Raw genomic sequence first — 20,605 nt, 5'->3', positions numbered from 1 at the left:
TTAGGTATAATAATCAGATTAAAGGGACAAATTCAGACGGCTTAGTCAAATCTACTTATTCCTCAAATACTAAAAGCATTATCTTTTTTTATACCCAATAACCCATAGTTATACTAAAAATATTTTCTCCATAACGTTATAACTTTCAATTCGATAGTTAGACGTAATTTTCATGCTTCATTCACGACAAATCATTATAAAAACCACATAAAATCATCTCTAATGAAAAAATTACTGATTCTTGTAGTATCTACACTTTTCTTTACTGCTAATGCTCAAGACAAAGAAGTCAAAATCACCATAGACCCATTGTCTGATCATATTTATATGTTAACCGGTCGAGGAGGTAATATTGGTGTTTTTAAAAACGAAAAAGGATTGTTTATCATAGATGATCAATTTGCAAGATTATCTGACAAAATTCTCTCTAACCTAAAAACCATAAGTGATTTGCCCGTTACTATGGTGATCAATACACATTATCATGGAGACCATACCGGCGGAAATGAAAATATGACAAATCAAGGCGCTACCATCTTTGCTCAAAAAAATGTGAGATCTCGAATGGAAAAAGGGCAAAAGAAAAAAGGGCGTATTATCCCTTCATCCTTACCTGTAATTACATTTAGCGAAGGGTTACAATTATATTTCAAAGATGAAAACGTGAAGGCATTTCATGTACACAATGCTCATACCGACGGAGATGCTCTTATCTATTTTGTAAATGGAAATGTATTACACATGGGAGATACTTTTTTTAATGGACGGTATCCTTATATAGATTTAAAATCTGGCGGAAGCATCAAAGGGTATATAAAAGCATCAGAAAAAGCATTACTTATTGCAAATGATGACACCAAAATTATTCCCGGACACGGAAAATTGGCAACAAAAAAAGATTTGGAAACATTTTTGGAAATGCTAAACGAAATCACCAGTAGTATTCAAAAAGAAATCAAAGCAGGGAAATCTGAAGAAGACATTACAAAAAACACTTCGCTTACCGCAACCTATGATGCAAAAGGATATGGCGATGGGTTCATTAACTCAGAACGTATGCGAAAAACAATCTACACCAGTCTCACAAAATAAAAAAATCGATTAGAAAAGCCTGCTGTTATGATCAACAGGCTTTTATTTTTAGTTCTGTATTTTAAAAACAATTGGTAACTGATACTTTACAGTTACAGCTCTACCTCTTTGTTTACCTGGAGTCATCTGTGGAAACAAGTTAATCACTCTTTGTGCTTCTTTTTTTAATTTTGGATGTGCTGCTCTAACCTGAATATTTTTAATCATTCCATCGGCATCAACATCAAACTGAGTATAGATTCTTTGCACTCCTGTTAAACCATATTTTTCTCCTAATCCTGTATTAAATTTTCTGGAAACGATTTTTCTAATTTTCTCAGAAAAACAAGCTGCTTTTTCTTTATTAGTTCCTAATGTTTCACAACCAGGAAAAACAGGAACCGACTCTACTTTTACAAAATCAAAAAAAGGTGGGTCTTCATCAACAGGATCAGCATCGATAATAGAACTAGGGTCGATTGGTGTAGATTCGATGGGTTTATTTTTAAACACCTTATCCGGGTCAGTTATTTTAGTGTCATTATCAATAACCTTAAATTGCTCTGGGATCACTACAGGTTTAGTAGACTTTCTTGCAACTTCTTTTGGTTTGGGCTCTTCATAAATTTTGTAAACCCCGTCCCAATCTACATCGGGCTCATCAATTGTAAGATCAATATCACTATCATTAATTATCGGCGTAGCGGTATACACCTCAAACATTACATAGGTAAATAAAAGACTTGCTATAAGTCCAATCTGAAAGTTTACCAATGTACTTTTTTGTACATTAGCATCGTGCTTGTTACTCATAATATTTAGTTTTAACGTTACAATTAATCTAAATCAACAAGCATACCAAAAAAAGAATCCCGTTTACGTAATGTAAACGGGATTCGAATATTTTATATAAAGATATTTCCTTTCTAGTCCTGTACCTGAAAAACTATTGGTAAAGAATACAGTACACCTACTGCTTTTCCTCTTTGTTTTCCTGGAGTCATTTTAGGTAATAACTTAACTACTCTTTGTGCTTCTTTTTGTAATCTTGGGTGTGGAGCTCTTGCCTGAACACCAACAATATTACCACCTCTATCAATTTTAAATCTCACATAGATTCTATTAACACCTGTAAGACCTAATTCACTTCCAATTTCTGTATTAAATTTACGGTTAACAAACTTCTTAACCTTATCACTCATACATTTCTTTTTAGCTGCATTGTTTCCTGCATTCTCACAACCAGGAAAGATTGGCACATTCTCGATAACTGCAAATGGTACATCAGCAATTACTTCTTCTTCATCTGTATCTTCGATTTCCTCTACCTCAACAATCTCTTCTTCTTGATTCGTTTCTGTAGATTCGATAATAGTTTCCTCTACTTCTTCCTCATCCTCTACTACATCAATAATTTCTGGTGCAGGTGGTGGAGGTGGAGGTGGTGGAGGTGTATTAAGATTTTGCGTAATTGGCACATCTTCTTCTTCCAACTCATCCAGATTAACCTGACCTATATCTATATTGGTTCTATCATAGGTTTTCCATTCTATTCCTTGCCATGTTATAAAAAGAACTAAAATAAGTCCTAATTGAAGGAATAAGATGCTTTTCTTAGTTAAATCTGCTTTTGGATTTTTCTTTGGTTCCATATTATATAATCGTTATAGGATTGCTAAAATAGCTAATTTCTTTTGTAATTTCCAACTAAAGATTAAAATGTAAAACAAAAAATAAGTTTTTTAACTTTTATGTTATCTACTTTTCAGTAAAAACAAGGCTGTATCTACCTGACTTCCTGCTTATTTTGTTTAAATCTTAATATTCTATTTTTAAACACTACAAAAACAAGTACTGCAAAAATTGTACCACTCGTATTTGCAACTATATCATACCAATCAGAACTACGATATGTTGTTAAAAGTGCTTGTAATACTTCCATCAAGACACCATATAGGATGCATATAACCGAAGTAGTAATCAAACTCTGTTTTAAATTTTTATTCATCTTTTCTGAAAAAAAGAAAAACAAAGCCCATGCTATAGTCAAAGTAAAGTATGCAATAAAATGACCTATTTTATCACTCCCTTCCATTGTAAATGTGACCGGGTTTATAAATTTTGCCAGCGACGCCCAGGTTACCAAAGCGGTTAATACTACAACCAGGACAAAAAGGGTGTTATGCCCCAACAACCTCTTTATATTCATCTGCAGATAATAATAAATCGTCAACTTGCGAAATATCAGATATTTTAACTTTTACCATCCAACCAGCTCCATAAGGATCGCTATTTACCAGTTCTGGCTCATTCTCTAAAGCTTCATTAAATTCGATAATTTCACCCGTTAATGGTAAAAATAGATCTGATACCGTTTTTACTGCTTCTACAGTACCAAAAACCTCTTGTTCTTCTAGCTCTTCGCCAACTGTTTCTACTTCTACATAAACAATATCACCTAATTCGCTTTGTGCAAAATCAGTAATACCTATAGTTGCAATATCACCTTCAACTTTGATCCATTCGTGATCTTTGGTATATTTTAAATCTCCAGGAGTATTCATTTCAAAAAAATTTATGAGTTGTTAATATTATGATGACGAAAATAAATCTATTTTATTAAATTTTGAGAAAACCCGATAAAAAATTATAAAAAAAACAACAACACACTGCCTTAAACAAAAGGTAATTGCAAAATCTTAATTCCCAAAATTATACCTTAACGTAAACCCTCCTCTAATTGTGGTCTGAGGAAATGCTGTAGAAATAGAATATTTAGAAAAGGTATGGTCATAAAACAATAACGCTGTTAAGTTTTTACTTAGGGAATAATCTGTCGTAAACTTTATTCCATAAATATCTTGTCCTGCCGTTATCTGAGTATTATCCAAGTCAAGGTATCTAATCAGCGTTTCATTTTGACGTAGCGACAAATCAGCTCTTAGGTTTAGATCACTTTTTATCACTTTTTTTCTTCCTGCTATTTTAGTTACAAACGTAAGGTCTTTTAATCTATATCCTAGTCCAATGATATATTCATTTCCTTGAATTTCGGTAAGTAGATTATTATCAAAACTTAATGATAATGCTCTATCTTTTTTCCATTCTGCAAGGATTTTGATCGAGTTTTTCATTTCCATATCTAATCGAACCAGCGGACTAAATTGCTCTGTTAAATTAACATTAGAATACAACTCTGGGTTTCTGTAGTTATTTGCCTCATCAAATTCGCTCTTACCAAATTCAAGGTTGGTTTGAAATTGATTAATAGTATAATTAGCTCGATACCCATGGGCTACAGAAAATCTTTTAAAACGTTTCTTAAACCATTTTATATTCATTAAACCTGTATATTTTACATCCCAGTTAGGTAGTGGAATATCTCTAAAAGCTCCTTTTTTTACTTTTTCTGGGTTTCCTCCGGTATAAGCTGCTAAGAACGCAGGTAACAATACCGCTTGATTCGTTCTTCCGTAACCATCTGGAAAACCATCTCCATCACTATCAACATTTGGATTATTCCCTCTCTCTATCGCTAATCGCCTGGCAATAATCAATCGATTTTCTCTAAATTTATCGAACGCTTCTGATGAAAACTCATCACTCTTTTTAAACGCGGTTTTAACCAGTACTGTTGAAATTGTAAAATTACCAAAGGTATTTCCGGTAAGCGATTGATATGGATCATCAGTAAAAATACTACCGTCAGAATTTGTATTCACCCGATAGTTTTCAGTATAAGTTTGAGAAGAGTTTCTATTGGCGCTAATATCAATTTTAAGCCCTTTTAGCAACCCTAGAGAAGCTTGTATATTAAGCTGTTTTCCTTCTACTTCTTGATATTGTTGATTAAACTCTTGATATAATGTAAGCCATCCGTTACGTGCAGCAAGATCTCGAATATCAGATTGGCTACCAAAAGTAAATCCAACAGTTGGCTTAAGCGTCCCTACAAAACCAGGTTCTCTGGTATATCCAGGAAGGAAAATACCACTATCTTGTTGGTAATTTACATTTACCTTTTTCACTGCGGTAACTAACCCAATGAGTGTATTATATGCTTTATCACCAACACTTAGCTTACTTCTACCTCTTTTAACTTTATTTTTTTGTGGGCTTCCAGGCGCTCGATCTCCTTCTTTTTTATCTTTCGAATCTTTATTCTTCTTTTTTGCGTTTTTTCTTCCTGGTTTTACTTTGGTTAATCCTGCATATTTGTACAACGTATTCATATCCAATGAACCGTTTAATGTATGCACATTAGCGTTCTGAACTGTATTTCCTAAATCTGGAATACCTTCTAAAGTCTTTAAAGCCTCACTTCCTTTTACCCATTGGAAATCTGCATTATACGAATATGTCGCACGTATAAATTTAAACACCGGTACCTTATTAAAGGGAACTTCATAATTAACCTGAAGCTGCTGACTATGCGTATTAGGATCTCCTATATCAAAAAAGCCACTCCATACATCTATGGTATTATCAACTTCGTTATTTTCATCAATAAAGTTTTTAACAATGCGATTATTAGCAGAAGTAAAATTAAAATTTAAAGACTTAGTCAAATTATAATTAACTCCATATTGCCAATCAAAAAGGAAATTACGCTGATACAACGTTGGCAACCTAATATCATCCGGCCCTAAATTAATATCTCTAAAAACCTGCTCATTATATTGTCTATTGATATTAGAGTTTACCGAGATGCTCGTAGGAAGTAGGTTCACATTAAAATCTTTGATGAGATCAAAATATTTACTCTTGCCTAAGAACTTAACTTTCTTAAAAGGTTCTACTTCTTTTGGTTGAAAACTAAAATCATAAGTACCTCCCAGTTTTACATTTTGATCTAATGATTTTTCTATCTCAAAATCCCGATGATCTGTTTGATTGTAAGTTCCCGAGAATGCAAAATTTTCTACATCATAAGGCATCGGCTTGCCATCTCCCGTTCTCTCTTTACGTAATCCGATAACATTAAAACTTTGCCTTTTTGTATACTCTGTTGATTGTTTTTCTATACGTTCTTTTTCAACAGGGTCAGTTTCGCGATCTAATCGATCCTGAAGCTCTATATCTTGAAATTCGGGATCAAATTGCGGAGTAATCAACTCTTCTCCACGGCTATAATTAAATGGTATTTGCATTCCCCATTTCTTAGGTAGCAATTGCCCTAAATTAACATTAGTGGTTACATCATATTGCTTAACATCTTCTCTACTTCGTTCATTAGGCCCTTGCTCAATCCCCCCGAATCCAATAGTACTAATTCTTCCTGATGCAGTAACATTTGCAAAATCTGCAATATTAGCGTCTAGACTACCTACAGCAGCCCAACCTCCTCTGTTTTTAAGGTCACTTAGGCGCATTTCATTAAACCAAACTGTTCCTGATTGATCACTACCGCTATCATTTTTAACACCTACCATCATCACTCGTACATCTCCAAAATTAGGATTACCCTTAATCCCCACTCTAAGGTTATTAGGACCTGTAAAGAAATTAAGATCATTTACACTAAGAGCATCATCTCCTAATACATTAGATTTTATTTGCTGAAGAAATTCTAAAGGAAGGCTTAATCGATTATTTTCTGGCCATGCACCATTCTGACTACCATCATTGCGATCAGAAACGGCTAATGGTAATTCTATCTGATAGAAATTATTGGTAAAATCATTACCCATTCTTATAAAAGCTTTTAGATCTCCATCCTGAATTGGGATTGTAGGTTCGGGAAGCGATTCTGCATGCAAAAACATTTCAAGATTTTCATACTGACGCATATCAACATTGAAATTCTTATACACCCCACGGGCATCACCAGATTGTAGATTATTTACTGTAAGTGCCAATGATCGCTCATCATCTCTTATAATATTATTATTGTTATTTAACTGCTCTCGCACAACCCCAGGTGGCGTCACATAATTCGGGGTTTCCTCTGCACTTACCGAAGTCACAATTACATCACTATTACCTGTTACATTAAGACCATTTGTTGGATCATTTGTGGTATTACCTTCTACAACATATCTTCTATAATCCCCTCTTACCAAATCAAGACTACCAAATCGCAATAAAGTGGGCTCTGCAAAACCAGTAAGATACATCCTCATAAATCGAATAGATCTAAAATCATTAATATTTATAGATCTGGTAGGGTTATAAATAGGTATTTTAAATCTCACCCAACGTACAGGGATATCTTGACCAGATACTCGAGCTGTGAGACCCGGAGGTGAAACATCCGATATAAATCCAGTCCCGCCATCATTACCTACTCCCATTCCTCTAAAAATTGGAATCTCATACTCATAATAACTATTAATAGTATTCATGGTATTATCCCTATTTACATCTTCTGCAGTAGGGAATGTAGTATTTCCTCGATCATCATTAGACACATTAGTCGGTGAGTTACCTTCTGTACCATTATACTTGTCATATCGTTCCAGAATAGTTCCTCCCGCCTGAAGGAAATAGGTATAATTATCTCCTGAAGGATCATCTAAAGATTGGAATGCAGCATATTCTGGTTTTTGTTTTTCATCCTGATCTCCCAAACCGTCAAATCCAGCATCTTGGTCTATTCTATCCTGACCATCAGAATCAAAAGCATAGATCAAGGATTGATTTACAGGAACTCGTCCATAGTCTGTATCTACTACACTACCAACACCTCCTTTAGGTAATCCATTTTCATATTGTTTCCTACCATCTTTTAGCACATCTTCACTAATATTCCCTAAATTAAACACGATGGTACCACCAGGATTACTTACGTCATCATATTCAAAAGGATCCATCAACCAAAATTCAATAAATTCTACATTAGCTTGCTCAAAATTAGTAGATGTTAACTGTCTGGTAATTCCTCCAAAATTATTTCTTGAATCGGGTTGTGGTAATGAACTTCCAGGTGCATATGCAGGATTAAAATTATATTGTCCTCTCTGTCCTGGTCTATAATTAAGATCTAATGTAAATAATGCCAAGGTTTGCCCTTGTGCTATATCGGTCTCTGGAAAAATCTCATCAATAAACACTCTTCTGGTAGCGTTAGAAGCCAAATCCTGCTCGGATACTCCACTTGGTCTTCCATTACTATAAAAGATCGGATCAATAGAATACCACGACAATTTTGCTCTTTGATATCCTGATTCTATACCATCAACAACAACATCACTGTTAGGATTACTAGGATCGCCAAAACCAATAGGTACACTAGAGAGCTCCCATGACAATGGCGAACTTACATCTATTCTGGTCTGTGCTCCTTCAAAATCATCTATATACGTGGTTACTTTACCATCAAAATTAGCTCCTCTTGGCGCCCCGGCAATCAAGTAAGCTCCTTCTGCTCTAACTGAAACATTAGAAGGTACATCTGTATCTATATTAGGGAGTTTATTCACCATCCTGGTTAAGAAAGGAACTTCTGTAGAATACGCTACATTAAACCCTAGTATTGTATTATTAATAGGCTCAAAATCATAATTAGATTTTTGAGTAATTGGTCTTTCATTCAGGTTTAAATAGGTTCCTCCTATAATAAAGTCGTCACTAAATTTATGCTCTATATTTAATCCTGTAAAACGTTTTGTTTGCTGACCAAAAACAGCGTTATTCTCTGTAGAAACCTGGATAGGTGTATTAGAAGACAGCAATGCCTCATCCAAAATATTTACTCTTCCCAATTGATAATTCACTGTATAATCTACCCCTTCCTGCAAAGTTCTTCCTCCAGCAGTAACAGTTACAGAACCTTGAGGCACATTAAATGCTCCCAAAGGGATTCCATCCTGACCAGAAGATTTATATTTTCCTTTTAATTGAAAGTAATTCTTATCAGCAGATTTCTGTTCTGCTACAACTTTAGTTTGTGTGTATAAATCGCGAAAAACGTATTTTGCTTGATTGGGATTATACGAATTAGGATTGGTATAATTTGCCCCCACAGGTCCATTATCGAGTTTATCAAAGAGATGTTCCCCAAAGGGTTCTATAGTAGTAAAAATAATGCGACCGTTTTGTGAATCAATGGTAACCCCTGGCACATAATCAAAAAAACCATCTCCTCCTTGTACCGGATCATTATTAGGATTAAGACGATCCAGATTAAAAACTTTAAGTAATGTCGTCTGCTCTACATCACTTGGTAGTGCTACCGATGATCCTTCTGCTGCCGTAATATAATTTACTGGAGAAGGGTTTGAATATAAAATATTTAATCTAAAATCATTTTGCTCTAGTCTAAATGCTCCTGTACTATAGATGTTCTTCATCATCAGATCCCATATTGGCAATGTCACATTAACAATCGGGCTTTTAAGCATCTTAACTACTAAACTTTGACTTGATCCTGCATCTATAGCTCCCCCTGTATTATCTCCTATAGTTGCATCTACTCCATCATTTGCGAATTCACCAACCTGAAAAACCTCTCCATTTCTGGTATACTGATATGCAACTGCCAAAACCTCATCATTATTCAACTTCTGATTTAAAGAGATATATCCTAATTGGGTATTTAGCGTATACTCGCTTTGGTTTAATTTTCTTGCATTTTCTAAAATAGCGTAATCAAATCCTTCATTAAAATTAGCTATTGCGCCAATAAACCCTTGTTGCACAGTAGGTACTTGTCGCACTGCATCAGTAACAGGTCCTGCAGGACCAATAGTTGTTGGATCCAGATCATTGTTACTATTATCAGGAAAAGCTCCTGCTCCTGTATTAAATAAAGAAGCGGGTATAGTAAAATTACCCGTATCTGGTGCTTCTCCTATATCCTGAAGCGCTACAATATTACGTGCATTAGTCAAGGTCTGTGCACTTGTTGCTCTATTGGTTACCCATACTTCGATCCTGGTTATCTGTATATTATTATTAATAAAAGGATAACTTGCCAAAGAAGTATTATATGTATCTCTAAAATAATGTGATAAAAAGAAATGTCGATTTTCGTCATAATCTAAAGCAAAAAGCTCAAAATCTTCTACGGTCCCTCCTCCTTCTACATTTACAGATCTTGTTTCAGAGCGCTGTTCAGAATACACCCCGGTAATAGTGGTTCGCCCAAATTGTAGTCCCATTTTAACTCCAAAAAGACTTTGTGCTCCCTGGATCAATGTGCTGTTCAATGGCATACTTACATTACCTACCTCAATACTTTGGATAATATCATCTTCTGTAGGCGTATATTCTAATTTTAATTGATTCTGAAAGTCGAAAGTAGATTCTGTATCATAATTAGCTGTTACCTGCAGCCTAGTTCCTATTTTACCCAGCAAACTTAGACTGATTCTTTGATCAAAGTCGAATGTAAAATTACTTCGGTTACGAGGTGAAAAAGCGGGATTATCTTGTTTTGTATAAAGTAATCCTAAATCTATTTCTACAGATCCCTGAGGGATAATTTCAATTTCATTTCCTCCAAAAACAGATTCGAAGAAATTAGAATTAACATAAAAAATAGGAAGTAAATTCTTTCTTTTCTCTTCACTACCATCTTTTTTACCACTAAAAGCTTCAATTTTTTCTTTAAAATAAGCTCTTCGTTGCTCTTGTTCTACTAATGCTTCGTATTCTGATGGTGTTAAGAAAATAGGATACCTCACATTAAAATCCCCAAGTTTCTCCCGATAGATATATCGATTCGTAATCGGATCGTATTCATACTTGGTTACAATACTATTCGGATCTGGTAAAGACAATGCTCCCAAAGAAAATGTAGTACTTGTAGAATCCCGAACAGTTTGATTGTCCTGACCCTGTAACACCCCACTATAAAGTGCTATCAAACATACTAATATCCTAAAAAAATCAACGCGTAAGTAATTCGAAAAACTCAATGTTTTATAAATTTTTTAGTGCCTGTTTAATAATATTTTCAACTGTTTCTTTGGGGCTTTGTTTTAGAACTTTATCAATAGCTTTTTCTGCAATTTTTCGATTAAATCCTAGGGTTTCTAAAGCAGATAACGCTTCATCTTTATTAGTATTGCTTTGTGACACTGAAACTTCGTCGATATTATATACTTTGAGTATTTTATCTTTTAGATCTATAATAACACGTTGGGCAGTTTTGGCTCCGATTCCTTTAATAGATTGAATTGTAGCTACGTCATTAGAAGCTATTGCTTCTTTAATTTGATCAGGGTGTAAGGATGACAACATGGTTCTGGCTGTACTTGCTCCTATTCCCGAAACCGAGATTAAAAGCCTAAAAATTTCTCTTTCTGATTTTTCTGCAAAACCAAATAAGGTATGAGAATCTTCTTTTACCTGCAGATGCGTATACAATTGTAGCACTTCTCCCTCGGGAATCAAAGAAAAAGTATGTAATGAGATATGTAATAAATATCCTACTCCGCTACAATCTATTATTACATCAGTAGGGTTTTTTTCAACAAGCCTCCCCTTGATATGTGTGATCATTTGTTAAGTTAATGTACTCTTTTTGAGTTTCTATACTGCAAAATAAATCCTGATCTTCATCAGGGGTTAGTTTTTTCTCTAATTTTATCTTTTTTCAGTGATATCGTTGGTACTACCAAAAAAAGTACTTCACCAGAGCGTAAAATCATAATTATTTTTGCTTGAATATTAAAATTCAAGAAGAGTTGAGTGTTAAGCAATCAAATGTAATAAAATTCTACTACATACAGGGGATAAAAAAACACCCTTTAAAAATGGTGTTCTTTTTTTATTACGCTCGCCTCTTCCTCATATCCAATACAGAAAATATTTCTGCATTATCATATCTAAGAGATTGAGTTAAATATTGTTCTCCTACAAATACATCAATACAATCTAACAAAACATAAACCTAATGAAGTATAAAACTTGCAGTTTTTACACATCTTACCAAAATGTAAAAAGCTATACTACCAAAGTATAGCTTTTAATCTTATATAAATTATTTTTATTTAGCTCTTAAGAATTGTGAATCAATCGATTAAACAACATCAGGCATTAATGACAATTGCAAATCTCTTTTTTCCTTCTGCTGAGCATCAATAACAGCGACTGCTGCCATATTTATCATTTCTTCTACACTTGCTCCCAATTGGAGGATATGAGCTGGTTTATTCATCCCCATCATAATAGGTCCTATTGATTCTGCATTATTAATTTCACTTAATAATTTATAATTACTATTGGCCGAATCTAAATTAGGAAATACCAATGTGTTTACCTTTTGCCCATTAAGCTTAGAAAATGGAAATTTATCCTTTCTCATTTTTCTGTTTAATGCAAAATTCATTTGTAATCCACCATCTACAACCAGGTTAGGATAATATCTATGCAAATATGCTACTGCATCCTGTACTTTTGAAGCAGTAGGATGTTTTGATGATCCAAAATTAGAATATGAAACCATAGCAATCACAGGTCTTACCCCAAACATCTCTACGGTTCTAGCCGTCATTTGCGCTATTTTTGCCAATTCTTTTGAAGAAGGTTCGATATTTATAGAGGTATCACTTATAAACAATGGTCCCTTATCGGTCATCATTACATTCATTGTTGCAATACGAGTTGCCCCTTTGGCAAGCCCTATTAAGTCCATCATGGGTTTAACCACAGTTGGATAACTTCTAGAATACCCAGAAAGCAATGCATCGGCATCTCCTTCATTTACCATCATGGCAGCAAAATAGTTACGTTCGCGCATTAATTTTTCTGCATCATACAGGGTAATTCCTTTACGCTTATTGGTTTCCCAATATTGTTTGGCATATCTATTTTTACGCTCACATTCTTCGTCTGCTTTAGGATCAATGATATCAATACCAGTTGGATCAAAATCAATCTCTTTCATCAGTTCGAGTATGATATCTTTACGACCTAATAAAACCGGAAAAGCAATACGTTCTTCTTTAACTGTCTGAGCTGCTTTTAACACATCCAGATGGTCTGCTTCTGCAAAAACAACACGTTTAGGATTTGTTTTTGCTCTATCTAATAACAATCGTACTATTTTATTATCATTACCCATTCGCTCAAGCAATTCATCTTCATACTTCTCCCAATCGGTAATAGGTGCCGTTGCCACACCACTCTCAATAGCTGCTTTAGCTACTGCAGGAGGCACTTTTGCGATAAGTCTTGGATCAAAAGGTTTTGGTATGATATACTCTTTACCAAAATTAAGACGTGTTTCTCCATAGGCTATATTTACTTGCTCCGGAACAGGTTCTTTGGCTAGCTCGGCTAACGCTTTTACAGCTGCCATTTTCATTTCTTCATTAATGGCCGTAGCTCTTACATCCAAAGCACCTCTAAAAATAAAAGGGAACCCCAGTACATTATTTACCTGGTTAGGATGATCACTTCTTCCTGTAGCCATGATTACATCTTTACGAGCTTTAATCGCCAGATCATATTTTATTTCGGGATCTGGATTTGCCATTGCGAAAACAATTGGATTATCTGCCATTGATATCAGCATATCGGGACTTACCAGATTGGCCATCGATAAACCAATAAATACATCTGCATCTCGCATTGCATCTTCTAGGTCATTGAGGTCTCGATCTGTGGCAAATTCTGCTTTTTCTGGAGTAAGGCTATCTCGATCTTTACGAATTACACCTTTACTATCGGTCATAACAATATTTTCGGCTTTAGCTCCAAAAGCTTTATATAATCTTGTACAAGATACTGCCGCCGCACCAGCGCCACTAACAACAATTCTTACTTCTTCAATGTTTTTATTTGCAATTTCTAATGCATTTAACAATGCAGCAGCAGAAATTATAGCTGTACCATGCTGATCGTCATGCATCACTGGGATATCCAGTTCTTCTTTTAGTCGTCTTTCGATCTCAAAGGCTTCGGGAGCTTTAATATCTTCAAGGTTTATCCCTCCAAATGTTGGAGCAATATTTTTAACAGTTTCAATAAAAGCATCTACATCTTTTGTATCTACCTCGATATCAAACACATCGATATCGGCAAATATCTTAAACAATAACCCTTTTCCTTCCATTACAGGTTTTGATGCTTCGGGACCAATATCTCCTAATCCTAATACTGCTGTACCATTAGATATTACAGCAACCAGATTTCCTTTTGCCGTATATTTATAAACGTCTGCCTTTTCCTTTTCGATTTCTAAACAAGGTTCGGCAACACCAGGAGAATATGCTAAAGATAAATCTCTCTGAGTTGCATACTTTTTAGTAGGAACGACTTTAATTTTACCTGGGGTAGGCTTGGCATGATATACTAATGCCTCTCTTCTTTTACTTTCGATACTCATACTAAATAAGATAAATGTGCTAATAAAAATAAAGATCAAAATACCATAACACCAGATTTAATGGTTATGATATTTTGATACTAATACATATACAAAGGTACAAGTCTGTATGAGATGCAAAAATTAATACTAAGGAATCTTTGCGAAAAATAAGGATTGAAAAAAAATACCCTACATTTAACAATCTTATTAAAGATTTATCAATTAATTATTGGTTTTATTAAATATTTCATCAGGATCTATAAGCTGATTCAATTTATACTTATATTCTACAGATAGAAGACTTAATCCTAATTGATAAGAAGCGTTCATCCATCCAAAACCACCATCGGGAACATATTTAAAATCAGATCCGACATTACCATACTCTACATCTACTTTAAATGTTCCGCAAACGACATCGAATTTTTCTGGAATTACACCATTATAATCTGCTGCATTCTTGGTAATCATCCACAGCCATCTATAGACAAGTTCTTCTACCAAATCCTGATACCCATAATTAAGCAATCCTTCCCAAACAATCATTTGATGTGGCGCCCATCCAAACGGATAGTCCCATTGTCGTTTTGGAGCATCTTTTGGAACATCTCGAAGAGAAAACTTAGAGCTTCCGGCAATACCAAATTCACATTTTAACCGAGGTGTCAAATATTCGACAACACTTTTTGCTTGATCTGCCGTACATAATTTTGCCCATAGTGGATAAAACCCGGTCGCCGACTCAAAATGAGTTTTCTTTTTTTCTAATAGATTATAATCAAAATAACTACCTGTTTTTTCATCCCACATGTATTGATTTATCAGCGCTACCCGTTGAGTTGCAATATCATTCCAATACTCAGAATTTAATTTCTTCTCTTTATATATAAATTCATCATTAAAAAAACGCTTTATGATATATGCCAAATCTTTTTCATATTTATACAATAGTGTATTAAGATCTACAGTAGTTAGATCAGCACATATCCCTTCTAACCTGTAGGTTGTATCATGCCCACTTTCTCTTACGCTTCGATCATGCAAAAAATATTGATCCAATTCTGCTCTATCAACCTCTCTGTTAAGGTATAACTTTCTAAATTCTTCGACAGATTGCGAGTCGTCGTTCTTATATTTTTGTAATATATAATCATAATGTCCTTCTTCAACTTCTGCTGTTATACCTATTCCTTCTGCATAAAACCTATTTAATCCATTTGATGCCAATCTTTTTCCAGATTGCATCCAAACAGTTTCATATTCATGAATAGCTGTTTTTGTACATTCTTTTAGCCAGGAAATAGGTGTTTGATCTTTATATTTTTCATAATACTCTACAACCATAGATGTATAGAAAGGAGGTTGAGTTCTTGTTAGATAATAGCTTCTATTGGCATTTAGAATTTTACCATAATTCTTGATTTGATATGTGAAATTATCAATCATCCCTTTGGCAAGTTCTTTTTTGCCATCTAGTAAAAGGCCTATATTTATAAAATAGCTATCCCATCCATACATCTCATTAAATCTTCCTCCCGGAACCAAAAATGGGACAGCTTTTTTCTTACGATCATCGGTAGTTAATGCTAATCCTAAAATCCCAGGCTTATCATTAATGGACTGCACAAATTCTGGTGTTATTTTTGGGGGTAGCGTCTCTAATATAATATGATCTATTCCTTTTGTTATTTCCTGATAAAAAGAATAGGCTTCTTTATCATGAAAAGGAACGTATAATCGTTTTTCTTTTATACTCCGTTTATCATCAGACATAATTTTTTCAATACCATTTCGATCTAATTTTCTAGTTAATCGATCCCAATAGTACTCTTTTATCATTTTAGAAATTCTAATGCCGGGTTGCTGTTTAATCTCTGTTAAAGAAATTTCTATGATCCCTTTTTTGTCTTCTTTTGTCAATTTTAATTCCTGAAGCAGATTAGACAGGTGATAGGTTCCTTTAATGGTATAAACTTCGTTGTTAATGGTATGTATTTCAAATTCTTTTGGACCCCAATCATCAATAGTAATCCTCTTGTCTTGATCAGTATCTTCTTGTTGAAGCAAACTATGCAAGACATCTTTTTTATATATTTTAATCAACATTATTTCTTGTTAATTTGTGTAATACCAGCAATGTCGATAACAATAAGATCATTGGTATTATCGTATAATAAAATGCTTGTTGGGCGCCAACATTTTTAAATAACCAGCCTACTATTGTAGATCCTGTAGTTCCTCCTAAAGCAGAGAAAACCACTATAAGACCAGTCATAGGACTATGTAATTTTTTGGGTAAAGCACTTAGCACCGCAGAATTTATTAGAGGATATATTGGAGCGAGACATAATCCGATAAGCGGAAACGCATATCCTATCCATGGTATATCTGTAATTTTTTGGATTTTTTGCACCTCAACATCTAAGGTTTGTGGTAAAATAAAAACCACCATAAGTATTGCTAATCCTATACATACTGCAAGAATATAAACCCAAGGTATTCGCTTTGATAGAATTCCTGCACCTATTCTCCCAATAGCCAATGATATTGCAAAAACGCTAGACATCATAATGCTTACGTTAGGAGGAAGCTGTAACACTCTTTTATAAAATGTGGGTAACCAAGTCATCACTCCCTGTTCTACCATTACGAATAAAAAGGCACTACCAACAAATACGATGACCAACATTTTGGTGCACAAAAGCATCATCTGCTTAACATCATCTAATAGATTTACGCCCGGAATTTCGTTTCCTTCTTCAAATCTGGTGAAGAACAATAATAGAAAAGACACAAAAATCAGTGCAGCTAAAAGCAAATATACCCGCAACCATGCATCTGGATTATTATCATAATTAAATGCAGGAAACAGAAAATAAGCCGCAGCGATTCCTATCATAAAAACCCCTTCTACAGTACTCATTAAACTATTGTGATCTCGTCTGGTTTTTGTAATTATCCCGATAAGGGTATATACCGAAACTTTTACCAAAGCAAAGGATACTCCTATTGCAGCAAAAAGAAGTTTTGCAGACCAGAAAGAATTACCATAGTACATCCCCAGACATCCAATAAACGAAATGAGCAATCCCAATAATATTGCTTTCTTATATCCTATTCTTGGCAAAAAAGAAGCTATTAAGAATGAAACCAATGCTATCGGCAAATCTTTAAACCATTCTAAAGTACTTGCCTCGATCTCATCAACATGGTAATTCTCTAAAGATTTTAAGATTACTATTCCTACACTATTAAGGAGGATAGCAAAAATAAAATAGTTGATAAACAAGGATATTTTTATGGATACATTCTTCATTAAAAACGGTCGTGACTGGTTATTAATTTAAAACTGCCCGAGCAATACGAGCAGTTTTTGGCTCCAAACAATTAAAAGTCTATTGCTACAGATAATCTATAGGCTCGACCTAAAATTGGTCTGGCCAGAAAGACATCATCATTAGCATTAGTTGTTCCTCTTGGGTTACCTTCGGTTAATCCTATTTCATTAAACAGATTAGAAGCATCAAACCCAAATCGTAAGTTTTTCACTTTGTAATACGCTCCGGCGTTAAAAACATTAAAAGCAGGAAGTTCTGTGGTATTAGCTTCGTCCTGATATTTTTTACCAAAATGTGACCATTGTGTATATAACCCCAGGTCTTTAATGATTTCTACTTGTGGTCTTAGTGTGAAGTACACATTAGGGATTCTCCTTGCATTATTTCCTTCATAATTAAAAGTTGTACCATCTGCATTAGCTCCAGAAAAATTATCATACTCTGGTTTTTGAACCGTAATATTAGCTTCTACTGCAAAAGCTTTATATTTAGCATTAGCCTCTAACTCTACTCCTATATTGTTTACATCGGCAAATTTATTTTCTGAAGTACCATCTGCCAAAATATCTGTAAAGGCAATATTATCCATATTCATATAGAAAAAGTTTGCATAAACACCTATGTTGGAAGAAGAATATTTAAACCCTAATTCTGACTGATCAACCTCGGTAACCTCGATAGCGCTAAGATCAGAAGCATTATCGTAGTAAGACTCTTCTATGGGTGATCTAAATCCGTGACTATGTCTTGCATAGATCGCCATATTATCACTAAACTTATAATTTAATGCAGTAGTATATGATAATTCGTCTACATCATAATTCCAATATGTATATGGGTTACCATCTACAACGGTAAGTGCATCATCGGCAGTATTATCAGGTAGTAAGCCTAAATCTGTTGAAAAAAATCGTGCATTATCACGATATCCAGCATATTTATCATCGTCATAACGAAGCCCAAAATTAGCAGTTAGATTATCTGTGAAATTAACTTCTGCATCTATATAAAGAGCATTTAATCTTCCTTTGGTTTGTGCATCTCTTTCTAACCAGGTAATTCTTTCTATTCCGTTATAAGTTCTAGAAACTCCTGTACTGGTGTCTACCAGGTTTACCAATCTGGGATTATCAGATACATCAACTAGATAATTGCTCCAGTTCCAATATTGGTTTGATTTCCAATTAGAATAATAATACCCTAGGGTGACATTTATTTTTTCGAAATGAAATGAAAATGCCAGATTGTTTGCAAAGTTAGACATGTCTTTATCGATTGCCCAGTGATCTGCACGCATTACCAATGTATTTGGATTTAAAGCTGCGCCTGTATCTACATAGGTGTACTCGGCATTTGCTGCATCGGTTAGCGGAAACTGTGTTGTTCCTGTAGCAAAATCGGCTTGTGTATTTGGCCCTCCCGTACTAAAGATTGCATTATAATTTAAATCAATGCTCGTATTCCTGAAAGTGTTCTTTACCGATACCACATCAGAGATATGATATTTAAGCTCTCCTCCAATTGCATCTACATTGGGATTTACACCATCTTCTAGATCTCTTTCAAAAAAACCTCCTCCTATCTGCGGCACTCTTAATCTACTAAAATTTCTTGATGCTAATGTTCCGTAATTGGCATCGAATCCTTCGAATTCTTCTGGATTTCCATCGCTATCTCCCCGCAATGGTATTGGCAATAAGAACAGGTTTCTGTCATCCAGTTTTTTATAGTTTATTCTGGCATAGCCCCCATCAAATTTATAGGTAAGATTAAATTTCATCTGCCCTCCTTTGTTAGCTTCAAATCCCGGATCTCGAATTCCCTGATCCACTCTATAAAACCCTCCTATATTAAAAAGTAATTTATCCTCTACAATTGCCCCTCCAATGTTGAGATCTGTTCTAAAAAGCCCGTAATCTCCTACGGTCATTTTAGCCCTTCCGATTAATTCATTTTGACCTGTTTTAGAGATAAAATTGATAATTCCGCCAGGTGCATTTGTAGCAAAAACAGAAGCAGACCCTCCTCGTATAGCTTCCATTCTTTTAACAGTTTCATCTAATCTATACCAGTTATCAGCATTTGCAAACTGTAAGGCTCCATCTTCAAAAACAGGAAGTCCATCTTCCTGAATCTGAACAAATTCATATGCTCCAGCGGATGGAATCCCTCTGGCAAAAAGATTATTTCCTACCTCTCCTCCCGAAGTTTCAACTACAAATCCAGGGATTGATTGTAGTAGATCAGCAGTACTCTGCGGAGCTTTTTGCTCTAATTCTTTAACTCCCATTGTGGTTATTGCTACACTGGATTCTAATTTTGTTCGTGGATTAGAAGATCCGGTAACTACAATCTCATCTAATGAGAGCAGGTCTTCTTCTAAGATAACATCTTTGATAATATTATCTGCCATGATAATCTCTTCTCTTACGGTCTTAAACCCAACCGAAGAAATTATCAAAACATAGGTAGCATTGATTTCTAAATTATTAATTATATATTCTCCATCAAAATCTGATGTTGCCCCTCTGTTGGTTCCCTCTAGTAATATATTAACCCCAATTACCGGAACGCCTTTATTATCTTTAATCGTTCCTGATACACTTTTCCCTTCTTGAGCAATAGAATCCCCTATCCCAAAAACTAAGAAGAGAATAATACATAGTCTTGTTCTCATAATTTTTTAAGTATTTAGTTCTCTGCAATTTCACAAAACCTTAATGATAATTTATTCTTTCTTTAAGATTCAAGGGGTTCGAAATCGTTTTCGATTGTATCGAAAACGATTTCGAAAGAACTATTCCTTTAGGGTAAAAAGCCCTTATAAAAGTACTTTTCTCATTCCTTTTGTCCTTTTTCATTAATAAGGGAGGTTTTTCAAATTTTTATATTTTATTAATCTAATTGTATTTTAGCTTAAATTGTATATTTAATAAAT

At 34.5% G+C, this 20,605-nt stretch carries 11 protein-coding genes; 1 reads left to right on the top strand and 10 read right to left on the bottom strand.

Features of this window, described 5'->3' with window-relative positions:
* The first annotated feature begins 222 nt into the window (after positions 1-222).
* The gene (locus NNL09_RS11165; RefSeq protein ID WP_196911087.1) at positions 223-1,092 is read left to right on the top strand and encodes an MBL fold metallo-hydrolase; all 870 of its coding nucleotides are present in this window, start codon (positions 223-225) and stop codon (positions 1,090-1,092) included.
* 48 nt (positions 1,093-1,140) lie between these two features.
* Here the strand turns inward: NNL09_RS11165 and NNL09_RS11160 are convergent, their stop codons facing one another.
* The 10 genes from NNL09_RS11160 to NNL09_RS11115 form a co-directional block, all read right to left on the bottom strand.
* Positions 1,141-1,884, bottom strand: coding sequence for an energy transducer TonB (locus tag NNL09_RS11160; protein ID WP_196911088.1), 744 nt, complete (start codon positions 1,882-1,884; stop codon positions 1,141-1,143).
* A 113-nt stretch (positions 1,885-1,997) separates the two neighbouring features.
* Entirely contained in the window at positions 1,998-2,723 is a 726-nt protein-coding gene (locus NNL09_RS11155) for an energy transducer TonB (RefSeq protein ID WP_025666838.1), read from the bottom strand.
* Between the two features lie 134 nt (positions 2,724-2,857).
* On the bottom strand, positions 2,858-3,280 hold the full coding sequence (locus NNL09_RS11150; protein WP_025666839.1) for a VanZ family protein: 423 nt from the start codon (positions 3,278-3,280) through the stop codon (positions 2,858-2,860).
* Complete coding sequence (gene gcvH / locus NNL09_RS11145; RefSeq protein WP_025666840.1) at positions 3,252-3,635, bottom strand: glycine cleavage system protein GcvH; 384 nt, start codon at positions 3,633-3,635, stop codon at positions 3,252-3,254. Before gcvH ends, NNL09_RS11150 begins: the two co-directional genes overlap by 29 nt.
* Before the next feature lie 135 nt (positions 3,636-3,770).
* Positions 3,771-10,880 carry a cell surface protein SprA gene (sprA, locus tag NNL09_RS11140; protein WP_231389259.1) on the bottom strand — a complete coding sequence of 2,370 codons (7,110 nt, stop codon included), beginning with the start codon at positions 10,878-10,880 and terminating at the stop codon, positions 3,771-3,773.
* 55 nt (positions 10,881-10,935) lie between these two features.
* Positions 10,936-11,517, bottom strand: coding sequence for a Holliday junction branch migration protein RuvA (gene ruvA / locus NNL09_RS11135; protein ID WP_025666842.1), 582 nt, complete (start codon positions 11,515-11,517; stop codon positions 10,936-10,938).
* Positions 11,518-12,037: 520 nt separating this feature from the next.
* The gene (locus tag NNL09_RS11130) at positions 12,038-14,347 is read right to left on the bottom strand and encodes an NADP-dependent malic enzyme (RefSeq protein ID WP_025666843.1); all 2,310 of its coding nucleotides are present in this window, start codon (positions 14,345-14,347) and stop codon (positions 12,038-12,040) included.
* A 204-nt stretch (positions 14,348-14,551) separates the two neighbouring features.
* Positions 14,552-16,435 (bottom strand): trehalase family glycosidase, encoded by a 1,884-nt coding sequence (locus NNL09_RS11125; protein ID WP_196911089.1) that lies wholly within the window; start codon positions 16,433-16,435, stop codon positions 14,552-14,554.
* The gene (locus tag NNL09_RS11120; protein WP_196911090.1) at positions 16,425-17,645 is read right to left on the bottom strand and encodes a sugar MFS transporter; all 1,221 of its coding nucleotides are present in this window, start codon (positions 17,643-17,645) and stop codon (positions 16,425-16,427) included. The genes NNL09_RS11125 and NNL09_RS11120 overlap by 11 nt, the downstream gene beginning before the upstream one ends.
* Before the next feature lie 71 nt (positions 17,646-17,716).
* A complete protein-coding gene (locus tag NNL09_RS11115) occupies positions 17,717-20,344 on the bottom strand; it encodes a TonB-dependent receptor (protein ID WP_025666847.1) in 2,628 nt (875 codons plus the stop codon).
* Between the last annotated feature and the right edge of the window lie 261 nt (positions 20,345-20,605).

Origin of the sequence: Aquimarina sp. EL_43 (assembly GCF_943422735.1) — a bacterium.
Taxonomy (GTDB): Bacteria; Bacteroidota; Bacteroidia; order Flavobacteriales; family Flavobacteriaceae; genus Aquimarina; species Aquimarina megaterium.
The sequence above is the reverse complement of the archived record's forward strand: the minus strand, read 5'-3'. Positions and strand labels throughout refer to the sequence as shown.

Coding starts and splice junctions, on each gene's coding strand:
- NNL09_RS11165 (WP_196911087.1), top strand. CDS start 223: ATGAAAAAATTACTGATTCTTGTAGTATCTACACTTTTCTTTACTGCT.
- NNL09_RS11160 (WP_196911088.1), bottom strand. CDS start 1,884: ATGAGTAACAAGCACGATGCTAATGTACAAAAAAGTACATTGGTAAAC.
- NNL09_RS11155 (WP_025666838.1), bottom strand. CDS start 2,723: ATGGAACCAAAGAAAAATCCAAAAGCAGATTTAACTAAGAAAAGCATC.
- NNL09_RS11150 (WP_025666839.1), bottom strand. CDS start 3,280: ATGAATATAAAGAGGTTGTTGGGGCATAACACCCTTTTTGTCCTGGTT.
- gcvH (WP_025666840.1), bottom strand. CDS start 3,635: ATGAATACTCCTGGAGATTTAAAATATACCAAAGATCACGAATGGATC.
- ruvA (WP_025666842.1), bottom strand. CDS start 11,517: ATGATCACACATATCAAGGGGAGGCTTGTTGAAAAAAACCCTACTGAT.
- NNL09_RS11130 (WP_025666843.1), bottom strand. CDS start 14,347: ATGAGTATCGAAAGTAAAAGAAGAGAGGCATTAGTATATCATGCCAAG.
- NNL09_RS11125 (WP_196911089.1), bottom strand. CDS start 16,435: ATGTTGATTAAAATATATAAAAAAGATGTCTTGCATAGTTTGCTTCAA.
- NNL09_RS11120 (WP_196911090.1), bottom strand. CDS start 17,645: ATGAAGAATGTATCCATAAAAATATCCTTGTTTATCAACTATTTTATT.
- NNL09_RS11115 (WP_025666847.1), bottom strand. CDS start 20,344: ATGAGAACAAGACTATGTATTATTCTCTTCTTAGTTTTTGGGATAGGG.